The 9,648-nt window shown below is 49.2% G+C and carries 11 protein-coding genes; 8 read left to right on the top strand and 3 right to left on the bottom strand.

Features of this window, described 5'->3' with window-relative positions; all coding sequences use genetic code 11:
- Positions 1-21 precede the first annotated feature (21 nt).
- The 3 genes from MVK60_RS11110 to MVK60_RS11120 all read right to left on the bottom strand — a co-directional run bounded on the left by MVK60_RS11110 (position 22) and on the right by MVK60_RS11120 (position 2,121).
- Positions 22-672: a flagellin gene (locus MVK60_RS11110; RefSeq protein WP_297439389.1), complete on the bottom strand. Its 651-nt coding sequence runs from the start codon at positions 670-672 to the stop codon at positions 22-24.
- A 158-nt stretch (positions 673-830) separates the two neighbouring features.
- Positions 831-1,790, bottom strand: a complete 960-nt coding sequence (locus tag MVK60_RS11115; protein WP_297439391.1) for a methyltransferase domain-containing protein — start codon at positions 1,788-1,790, stop codon at positions 831-833.
- 10 nt (positions 1,791-1,800) lie between these two features.
- Positions 1,801-2,121, bottom strand: coding sequence for a helix-turn-helix domain-containing protein (locus MVK60_RS11120; RefSeq protein WP_297439394.1), 321 nt, complete (start codon positions 2,119-2,121; stop codon positions 1,801-1,803).
- Positions 2,122-2,568: 447 nt separating this feature from the next.
- Between MVK60_RS11120 and asnS the strand changes: the two genes are divergently transcribed.
- The 8 genes from asnS to MVK60_RS11160 all read left to right on the top strand — a co-directional run bounded on the left by asnS (position 2,569) and on the right by MVK60_RS11160 (position 9,515).
- Positions 2,569-3,861, top strand: a complete 1,293-nt coding sequence (gene asnS, locus MVK60_RS11125; protein ID WP_297439413.1) for an asparagine--tRNA ligase — start codon at positions 2,569-2,571, stop codon at positions 3,859-3,861.
- A 630-nt stretch (positions 3,862-4,491) separates the two neighbouring features.
- Entirely contained in the window at positions 4,492-5,289 is a 798-nt protein-coding gene (locus tag MVK60_RS11130; protein WP_297439396.1) for an integrase, read from the top strand.
- On the top strand, positions 5,286-5,561 hold the full coding sequence (locus MVK60_RS11135) for a hypothetical protein (protein ID WP_297439397.1): 276 nt from the start codon (positions 5,286-5,288) through the stop codon (positions 5,559-5,561). Before MVK60_RS11130 ends, MVK60_RS11135 begins: the two co-directional genes overlap by 4 nt.
- Positions 5,562-5,568: 7 nt before the next feature.
- Positions 5,569-5,754 carry a t26-2p gene (locus MVK60_RS11140; RefSeq protein ID WP_297439399.1) on the top strand — a complete coding sequence of 62 codons (186 nt, stop codon included), beginning with the start codon at positions 5,569-5,571 and terminating at the stop codon, positions 5,752-5,754.
- 16 nt (positions 5,755-5,770) lie between these two features.
- Positions 5,771-6,868: a DUF2079 domain-containing protein gene (locus tag MVK60_RS11145; protein WP_297439401.1), complete on the top strand. Its 1,098-nt coding sequence runs from the start codon at positions 5,771-5,773 to the stop codon at positions 6,866-6,868.
- Between the two features lie 143 nt (positions 6,869-7,011).
- Positions 7,012-7,203, top strand: coding sequence for a hypothetical protein (locus tag MVK60_RS11150; RefSeq protein WP_297439403.1), 192 nt, complete (start codon positions 7,012-7,014; stop codon positions 7,201-7,203).
- Positions 7,200-7,553, top strand: coding sequence for a hypothetical protein (locus MVK60_RS11155; RefSeq protein ID WP_297439404.1), 354 nt, complete (start codon positions 7,200-7,202; stop codon positions 7,551-7,553). Before MVK60_RS11150 ends, MVK60_RS11155 begins: the two co-directional genes overlap by 4 nt.
- 681 nt (positions 7,554-8,234) lie before the next feature.
- Positions 8,235-9,515 (top strand): hypothetical protein, encoded by a 1,281-nt coding sequence (locus tag MVK60_RS11160; RefSeq protein WP_297439406.1) that lies wholly within the window; start codon positions 8,235-8,237, stop codon positions 9,513-9,515.
- Positions 9,516-9,648: the final 133 nt, after the last annotated feature.

Genomic DNA, 9,648 nt, shown 5'->3' on the forward strand with positions numbered 1-9,648 from the left:
GAAGGAAAGAAAGGCACGACGTCACTGAAGCTCTATAATCTTGTCGTTGCTGCTGAGGCCGTACGCAGTCGGGGTGACGACCTTGGCGTAGCCCGGAGCGCCGGTCTCCGGAACTACCTTTATGGTTATCGGGGTTCTTGGGGCAACACCGCCGAAGACCTTACTGAGGTTGACTGTGAGCAGTGCTATGTCACCGGAGGTCAGGGTCGGGATACTGCCGCTGAGGGAGCCGTCAGCGTCCTGCACGATAAGTATGCCGAAGTGGCTGTTGTCAACACTGGCGTTCCATCCATTCAATGAAGAGTTAAACATACTACCAGTTAGGTTGTCTATGGCTTTACCATACGCAAGAACAACCTGCTTCTGGCCGTCGTCTAGGTAGACCTTTGTCTGGGTCAGGTCAATCGGGCTGCTGCCGGCCTGCAGGGAGACCTGAATGGTCATCATGGTCATGTTGTTCGCGGTCGGAGCGTAGCCGGTAACCGCGTCGATCTTTATGCCTGTCGAGACCTCCTGCGTGGTCTGTCTACCGGTGGCCATTGCCCTCTGCTGCAGGTAGCCGCTGGTGTTGATGAGAACCGCCGCAGCCACTGCGGCCACCAGCACCATGGCTATAAACACTATCAAGGTGCCGATACCAATGGCACCCCTCTTCTTTCTCAGCAACCTCATCTCCTTGGCACCCCCTTAGAGGTTTTGCAATACTATCTAGGTAACTTCGTATATAAATCGATTTTTTGTTAGTATATATGCAGAAGCCTGTGTACCTACATATGTAGGTGTGTACTATTCCCAATGGTTGTTGAAAAATCTTCAACGAAGAGGGCGACTCATGGAGTCTGCAGAACCAGCACCGAGTTACCTAGGGGCTTCACCTTCGCATCAACACCCAGCCCCTCAAGATGGGCCAGCAGGTCACCCCTGCTTGGAAATTCCACAAATTCCTTGGTCAAACTTTCAAAGAATCCCCACGCGGGCATGTAGGGGCTGACCTCCTGGAAAGGTTCAAGGATCACGAGTTTGCCGCCTTCATCCAGCATCCCCAGGGCCTTGGCAACCAGCTGCTCCGGACTCTCAATGTACTCCAGGATGAAGCTCATGACGACGACGTCGTACCGTTTTTTGGGAAGGATACGGCGCACATCCATCTCCCTCAACTCAACCCAATCCATGCCAAGCTCCTTAACCCTCGTCCTCGCTATACTGAGGAGCCCTGGCGAGAAGTCGACACCAACGTATCTCCCGTTGGGCCCAGCTACCCCACCAAGTTCAACAGGAGAAACCGAACCGCAGCCCAGGTCAAGTACGCGCATTCCGTCCTCAAGGCCGGCAACGGATGAGATTACCTCCCGGTACAGCCGGTTTATCTCCAAGGAAAGGCGCATATCCCAGAAATCGGAATCATTGTCAAAGTCCATCAATATCTTGGGATGCTCGGAGGAGATGAACGCGTAGTCCACCATGCGGTATATCTCCTCATGGACGGGTATCCAGTCAACGGTCAGCCCCTCGGCGTTCTTTGGGGTCAGCTTGAGCTGGTAGCTGAATGTTGAGGCTTTGAGAATATCCCCCTCCCTCCGTACAAGCCCCAGCCTGATGTAAGTCTCAATGAGCCGTCTCAGAAGGGCCCTGTTGGGTAGAGGGGCAGATTTTATGAAATCCTCGTACGGTGTCGGTGTGCTCAGGGACTGAAACACCCCGTATTTCAACCCTATCTGGAACAGGTGAAACAGGGAGATCCTGGCCATACTGGAGAGATTCTCATCGAGCAATTCCACCGGGGGCTTCATCGGGTTCACCTCACATAAACCTGTTGTAATAGGAGTTGTAGGACTTGAGCAGCTGCACCACCTTCTTCCCGTAATCGGTTAGCCTGTAGTACTTGAAGCCGTTGTCGTTAACCACCTCAACGAGACCAAGGCTCACCAGGGAGCTGCTTCCGTTGTAGCGGTTTCCAAGACCGATCAGGGCACCCTTAACATTTGAGGGGTCCGACTTAACGATTCTGGCTATCTCCGAAAGGTAGGTTGGAGATGGATATATCTCCGCAAGGTACAGGAGTATCCGCTTCCTCAGTTCACTTCTGTTTATGGACCTGATGACAAAAGGATCAACGAACATGCTGCTCACCCGGAGCCCCCAACACCCCTCACCAGCCACTATGAATTAGGTGGATACCCTATATAAAATTTGTCATTTTGTTGTTGATTTATTGTATAATATCCCAAAAAGTTAATATATCGTTGGATAGTATAGCATTATCTGAACGGATTTCACATTACTAGGTATATGCCCCGTTCCTGGATAATATACAATACTGTAGGGTATACAATTGGTGGTACTGCGATATCATTGGATTTATTTTAAATAAAATACACTGACACTGTGACAGGCTTAGGGGCACAAACTTTAAAACATCTGGAGTGCAATAGGCGCCATGCCCATGCTGATGACGATAACATCCCGTCCAAAAATGCTGGTGTTTTGGACGAATTGATGCTCTTTTCAGCATTTTCCAGGTTAGTTAAGGTTATAAACTCCCCTTCAAAGCTTCTGGAGGTGGTGATGGTGATAGATAAGGTTTACTGTGCCGATGTCAGGCCAGATATGAAGGGCAAGCGCGTCAGGCTCGCCGGTTGGGTTTACAGGAAGAGGGAGATTGGAAAGAAGGTCTTCATAGTCCTCCGCGACTCAAGCGGGATAATCCAGACGGTATTCAAGAGGGAGTTAAGTGAAGAAGCCTACGCCGAAGCAAAGAAAGCAGGAATAGAGTCCAGCGTGATAGTTGAGGGCACCGTTAAGGCCGACCCCCGCGCCCCAACGGGAGTTGAGGTACAGGCGGACAGAATTCACATAGTCCAGAACGTGGAGTTCTTTCCGATAACAAAAGATGCCAGCCACGAGTTCCTGCTGGACGTCAGACACCTGCACCTGCACTCACCCAAGGTTGCCGCGATAATGAAGGTTAAGGCAACTATGATGCAGGCAGCCAGGGAGTGGCTCCTCCAGGACGGCTGGTACGAGGTTTTCCCGCCCATACTCGTCACCGGAGCGGTTGAGGGTGGAGCGACCCTTTTCAAGCTCAAGTACTTCGACAGGACGGCCTACCTCAGCCAGTCGGCCCAGCTCTACCTTGAGGCGGCAATCTTCGGCCTTGAGAAGGCCTGGTCGCTCACGCCAAGCTTCAGGGCAGAGAAGAGCAGGACGAGGAGGCACCTCACCGAGTTCTGGCACCTTGAGCTCGAGGCCGCCTGGATGGACCTCTGGGACATCATGAATGTGGAGGAGGAGCTTGTGAGCTACATGGTGCAGAGAACGCTTGAGCTCAGGAAGGGCGACATCGAGACCTTCAGGAAGGACTTCACCACCCTAAAGAACACGGTTCCGCCCTTCCCGAAGATAAGCTACGATGAGGCCATAGACAGCCTCCAGAGCAAGGGCATTGAGATAGAGTGGGGGGATGACATGGGCGCCGACGAGGAGCGCATTCTGACCCAGAAGTTCGAGAGTCCTTTCTTCGTCTACGGCTATCCGAAGGGCATCAAGGCCTTTTACATGAAGGAGGACCCCAGCGATCCGAGAAAGGTTCTCGCGGCGGACATGCTCGCGCCGGAGGGATACGGCGAAGTTATAGGAGGGAGCCAGCGTGAGGACAGTTACGACAAGCTCGTGCAGCGCATCTTAGAGGAGGGCATGAAGCCGGAGGACTACGAGTGGTACCTCGACCTCAGGAGGTACGGCAGTGTTCCGCACAGTGGCTTCGGACTGGGCCTTGAGAGGCTCGTCGCGTGGGTGCTGAAGCTCGACCACGTCCGCTGGGCCACCCTCTTCCCGAGGACGCCGAGCAGGCTGTATCCGTAGCAACCTTTGCGGGGCAAAGGTTGACCAAAGTTTGTGATTCCTTCTCAATTTTTCTTGTTACAAGGGTTTTGCATTTGAGCTTTGGACTCGTGGTCAGGAATGTGGGTTTAATTCGGCTGATTAACGGGGGGTTTACTTTTGTTTAGCGCTCCTTCGGAGCGCAGGTGAAGTAAACCCCGCGAGAAAACCCCTTGTTTTAAAGTGCACGAAACATGAAACATGCCTTCTGAAGCGTCGAAACTATTTGATCAAACTTTTCCCAGCAAGCTTTTGCTAACACAAAGCTTGATCAAAAATATTTGGGTGATTCAACAAGTTATTCAAAAGCTGGCATGCTTTCTTCAAGAGTTGCGTTTGAAATACGGTTTGCACTTACGCTGGATTATATAGTGAGTGTTTACTTTAAAAAAGCGCCCAAAGGGCGCTGAAATGGAGAAAACACGATTTAAAATGACGGGTTAATGTCCAAATCCTCTCAAAAACACTCACAAGAAAGCACGCAATCACCCAATGCGTTAGAAGAGAGAATACCACTTTCCGCCAGCGCTTTCGTTAGAAAGGGCTGCACTGGCGGGCCCGGCGGGATTCGAACCCGCGACCTCCGGCTTAGAAGGCAAACTTTTTAACGATTTGTGGGCCTCTGAACGGGCCAATTTTGTAGAATGGCTCTCTGCAGAGGTTAGCGAAGAAACAAGGAAAGACTATGTGAGAGTGCTTGACCAGTTCTTCGGTCGGCATGTGATAGGAACCCTCGGTGACTTGGAGAAAGCCCTCCGCGCGGAAGGTCAGAAACGCAATCTTGCCAAGGCGATCAGGAAGTTCTCAAAATATCTCATTGAACTTGGCATCATTGAGCAGGATATGTATGCTAAGATAAAGGCTGTCGCGAAACTCAAGCCAACAGGAGTTAGGGATGTATTCATAAGCGACGACGATGTCAGAAGAGCTTACGCCGAGGTCAAAAAGCGTGGCGTGATTCCAGAGGCACTGTTTCTCATTCTTGTATTTTCTGGAATTCGCCTGAGCCAGGCAGTTGAACTTCTCAGAACATATGACTACACGAAGCTCCAGATAATCAACGAAAAGGCTGCGAAGTATCCAATTTTCTCAACGGCGAGGGGGAAGAAAAGAGCCTTTTGGGCCTATGGGCCGCGAGAATTCTTTGAGGAACTGGAACCTATGGAAGTGAAGTATACGACTGCAAAGGACCTCGTGAGCTATGGTCAAGTTTCAGCAAACACCCTGAGGAAGTGGCATTACACTTTCCTCATTCGTCAGGGTGTGCCCGCTGACGTTGCTGATTTTATTCAGGGCCGCGCGAGCGAGCGCGTTGGAGCAACGCACTACCTAAACAAGACCCTCCTGGCCGACGAGTGGTATTCTGCTGTTGTTGAGGAGTTGAAGAAGATTTTGGAGGGTAGGGAATGAGTGTGCTGAACTGGATTTTCGGCCTGCTCCTGCTCGGAGTGATGTTATCTATACTATACGACATACTGTTCAGACCTTGGAAGCTCATTAGGGAGAGCATCAAAGACCTGGAAAAGCAGCTCAAACATCTTGATGGGCGCTTTGCGAAGCTGCACGCGTTTATCATCACGCCTTGGCTGAAAGGCGATGTGGAAATGACTCGTGCTTTTGTTTCTCAAAAACTCGCCCTAAGGAGGGCCGAGCTGGAGCTTTTTGAAAAGCTGAGGAGGTGAGCGGAGGATGGCCCAAAGAATTGGAAAAAGTACAACGTTTGTTAGAGGAATTTATGTTGATGAGGATATTATGGAAATGGCAAGGGCGCTAGCAAGGGTTAAAAAGACAAGCATAAACCAGATATTCCGAGAGGGAGTTGTGAAATTGTACAAGCAGGAAATCGGAGACGAACTACCCCACAGAGCACAATAGTTAGGAGGCAAAAATCATGCGTTCAAAATATTTTTTAGCACTGGCAGTCCTCACTTTACTTTACGTTGCATTCTTCACTCAATATTCTATTGAAAGAACTTATGCATTATACAAAACTCGCGGTAATTATGGTATAGATACTGAGATATTCTATCAGAGTTTCCTCAGCACTATAAATGGAAGCGGGTTTTTCTATAATACTCATGAATATAAGAGGTTTGGTGCAGTAAGCCATTTTGGTGTGCACAATTCCCCGGTATTATTTCTTATACTCCCCATATTCGCATTATTCCCCCACATGGAGACCCTGTTGGTTATTCAAACGCTAACCATAGCCCTTTCTATATTTATATATTTTGAATTCTCGCGGTTATTACTTGATGAAAGTGATGAAAGACTGGCATTTGTTCTTTCTCTAATTTACATGCTTAATCCAATGTTACACGGCATTAACAGATTCGAGTTTCATGCGGTGTCGCTGGCATTGCCACTCATCTTTTTGTTCGCATATTTTTATGAAAATGGAAATTCGAAACTCGCAATTATTTTTGCGTTTCTAGTGCTCACCGTTAGAGAAGACTCGTTTTTGATAATACTTTCCCTTGTGGCTCTTAGACTGTTAAGAAAAGGTTTCCAACCAAGTTTGGTTGATGTAGCGTTAGTATCTTCCTCCTTAATCTGGCCGGCTTTTAGTATATTTTTTGTCATCCCTCACTTTGCACCCAATTATGCTCAAACTGCAAATTATATGTTAGGGATACCTTACCCGTATTTATCATTAATGTTAATCATCACCTTGCTTCTGTCTTTTGGGTTTATCCCTCTTCTTAAATCAAGATATCTGCTACCTTCAGTACCACTACTCCTTGAGTTGATGCTCTCAACACGCTTTCAATATGTCGTATTTTGGAATCATTATTGTTATATGTTGGTTCCATATTTTGCAATAATTACAACATATATCACAGAAGAACGGAAATTAGCAGTAAATACCCTCGTTTACGCTCTCTTCATAGCAGTTCTGACTTTCCTGGTTTCTTCTCCTGCTGTATATGAAGGATTACACCTAGTGTTTAACGTGCAACCCTCTTATGAATTTCTTTTGTTTTACTAAATGTTTATTCTAAGTGTAATTTACGCTTATTTTGTTCTCGTATTGACTTAAAGACCTCATCTGATTCTTCACGTGACAAATCGGGTTTTCCTCCGCTCAAATCAGTTCTGTCAAATCATCATTTCCGGCACGGAGGCGGTAGTATGGACTCGCTTGAGAAGCTCGAACGGGAGGTTGCGTTCTTGAAGGAGTGCAATTCGAGGCTTTCAGACATGCTGGATAGTCTTCAGAAGGAGAAAGCAAGGACTGTCAGGCTTCTGCAACAGAAGCAGGCCGAGCTCGCGAGGCTGAAACAGGTAAGGCTTGCAAAAGCGCGGCGGGTGATGGCAGTATGAAGCCGCGCAGCCTCGCTCAGCTCCTACTCTTCCTCATCATCACGGCGTTCTGGCTGAAAGTCGCCTGGTCCATGATGACGAAGGAGGCCCTCGCGCTCGGCGCGGTTGGAGGGGTTCTCTTGCATTACGCGCTGACGAACAAGGGGAACAAGGCAATCGCTATCATAGAGCCCGGCACGTCAGGATGGCGCGTCATGCTCTACGACATGATGCTCGTGGCCTTCCTCGCGGCGCTGGTGCAGCAGAACGGCACGGCTCTTCTCGACGCGCTCAAGAACTCGGTGCAGAATTCTGCGCTTCTGCTGGCCCTCGCGGGCGAGATTGGTATCGACTACTCGGTTGGAGAGTGAAAAATGGACGTTTTTCATGGAGGTCTTCAAGGAGGTGAAAAGATGAAGCGGTTCGGCGTTTTGCTAGCTTTGTTGGTACTTTTCGGAACATTTAGTACTGTTAAAGCGGCGTATGTAAATGATTTTTCGAGTGGATTCGCGTTTGATGGCTCTATGGGGGCGGCTAGTTATCGCACATTGTATTACAAGTACTTGAACTCATCCGAGTGGGTGAACACGTCAGAGGATTTTAGAATATCGTTTGACATGTTTAACTACTCTATGAGCTCTCAGGGCGCATATCAACCAGACATCAGCGTTTTTTTCATGGACGACCCTTCTGGCTGGAACTCTAATGATTTAGAAGTGTATTACAATACGAATACCGGCAGTGTTTCGTCTGGATATACTTTAGTGATGTTGAGATATGATGATGCTAAAGTACTTACTGAAGTGAAAATTCCAAACACGTGGACTAATCATAAGGTAGAGGTTTCTGGAGAAGCTGGAGTGATAACACTTACTGTTACGAATCTTGTAACGAACGACAGCGTAAGTAGTACTGCGTCAATTGCGTGGAGCGGAGGGCTGGTAATCAAGAGTTGGGGCATAAGGGCTTATCTTGAAAATGGTGGTTCAGTAGGGTATGATAGCACGAAGCAGGCGATACACATCGACGCATGTAGAGGTGGGTCAACGCATATGATTGCAGATTTTGACAATCTCTTTATTGGGTATTACGTGTTTAACGTCCAGTTTGTCTTAAAAGACACCCTCACCGGCTCGGCCCTTTCGGGCGTTACGGTGAAGGAAAACGGACAGCTCGGCACTCTGGACGATGGCGGGACGCTGGAGCTGACAAAGGGCACGCACACGCTCACTTTCGAGAAAAGCGGATATTGGAGCGTTACGAAGACGATTGACGTTCAGGGTGATATGAGCGTTTCAGTCGAAATGTACCCCTCCAGCGCGGCATTCAAGCTCGAAAACTTCCCTGCAAACATCAGCATTCCTGAAAACACGATTTACACGCTCACCTTCACTCTCTCGCCAATCCAGACTTCCGCGACCTACAACACTTACTTAGCAATTTCCGGCCTCTCTGACGTTCTCGAAGTCAGGAAGGACGGCTCTCTCGTCTCTCCCGAATCAGGAAAATACTACCTCGGCGATATTTCGGGCCCGACGCAGGTTTCTATCAAGTTCAAGGCCGGCGCGGTCGGCACTCACGGTTTTACTCTCACCCTCACGAGCAATGATGCAATCATGTCAAAAACTTACACGACGACAAAGCAGGTGACTTATCAGGTCGAGCCGCTCCCATTCAGCGTTCAAATGCCTTCAGAATGGCAGGTCGGTCAGAACGAGCTGAGAATTTCTGAAAGTTCTGGCCAGAGCTACCTAATCACTGCAGTGCTCAAGGACAGCCAGGGCAATGAAGTTTGGAGCGATTCTCATGCGTTCTCGCCCTATGAAGCTTACGCTTTCACTCCCAAAATACCAAAAGAGGGCTCCTACACGCTCGAACTCCAGTGGAACGGGCAGATGGCCGTCTATTCCGTCCAGGTGAACCCTGCAATCACGCTCGAGACAAAGACCCTCACCGTCAGCAAGGGTGGTGAGGGGACTATTGTCCTCCACTTCAAGAACCCGTCGAGCGATGTGCAGTACTATACGATTAAGCTAAGCGGCGGCTTCCTGCCTAAGCCGATTAACCAGAGCATTGCGGTCGCTCCCTTGACTGAGAAGGATGTTAGCATAGCCTTCGCTGTGCCAGACAACCTCCAATACGACGCGTACGAGCTCCAAGTACAGGTCCTCCAGGGCAACGCGACGGTTTTCAGCGACAAGGTTGCCATCACGATAGACGATAGTTCAGGATTCAGCCTTTTTGGCGGAAGCTCAAGCTCGAAGACGCTCTACTACGGCCTCGCGGCCCTTGTTGGCCTCGGTCTGTTTGTTGCCATTTTGAGGAGGAGGTGAGAACGTGCTTTCTTTCTTCGATTTTCTCTCCCGGAAAGAGAAGAAAGATGAGGCTGAAGAAGAAAAGCGGGAAAAGAGGCGCAAGAATAGAAAGAAGGGCCTCGCGAGCGCCTTCATCCTGCTCCTGCTCATC

The organism is Thermococcus sp. (assembly GCF_026988555.1).
In the GTDB taxonomy this organism is placed as follows: domain Archaea; phylum Methanobacteriota_B; class Thermococci; order Thermococcales; family Thermococcaceae; genus Thermococcus.

Coding starts and splice junctions, on each gene's coding strand:
- MVK60_RS11110 (WP_297439389.1), bottom strand. CDS start 672: ATGAGGTTGCTGAGAAAGAAGAGGGGTGCCATTGGTATCGGCACCTTG.
- MVK60_RS11115 (WP_297439391.1), bottom strand. CDS start 1,790: ATGAAGCCCCCGGTGGAATTGCTCGATGAGAATCTCTCCAGTATGGCC.
- MVK60_RS11120 (WP_297439394.1), bottom strand. CDS start 2,121: ATGTTCGTTGATCCTTTTGTCATCAGGTCCATAAACAGAAGTGAACTG.
- MVK60_RS11135 (WP_297439397.1), top strand. CDS start 5,286: ATGAGTGTGCTGAACTGGATTTTCGGCCTGCTCCTGCTCGGAGTGATG.
- MVK60_RS11140 (WP_297439399.1), top strand. CDS start 5,569: ATGGCCCAAAGAATTGGAAAAAGTACAACGTTTGTTAGAGGAATTTAT.
- MVK60_RS11145 (WP_297439401.1), top strand. CDS start 5,771: ATGCGTTCAAAATATTTTTTAGCACTGGCAGTCCTCACTTTACTTTAC.
- MVK60_RS11150 (WP_297439403.1), top strand. CDS start 7,012: ATGGACTCGCTTGAGAAGCTCGAACGGGAGGTTGCGTTCTTGAAGGAG.
- MVK60_RS11155 (WP_297439404.1), top strand. CDS start 7,200: ATGAAGCCGCGCAGCCTCGCTCAGCTCCTACTCTTCCTCATCATCACG.
- MVK60_RS11160 (WP_297439406.1), top strand. CDS start 8,235: ATGATTGCAGATTTTGACAATCTCTTTATTGGGTATTACGTGTTTAAC.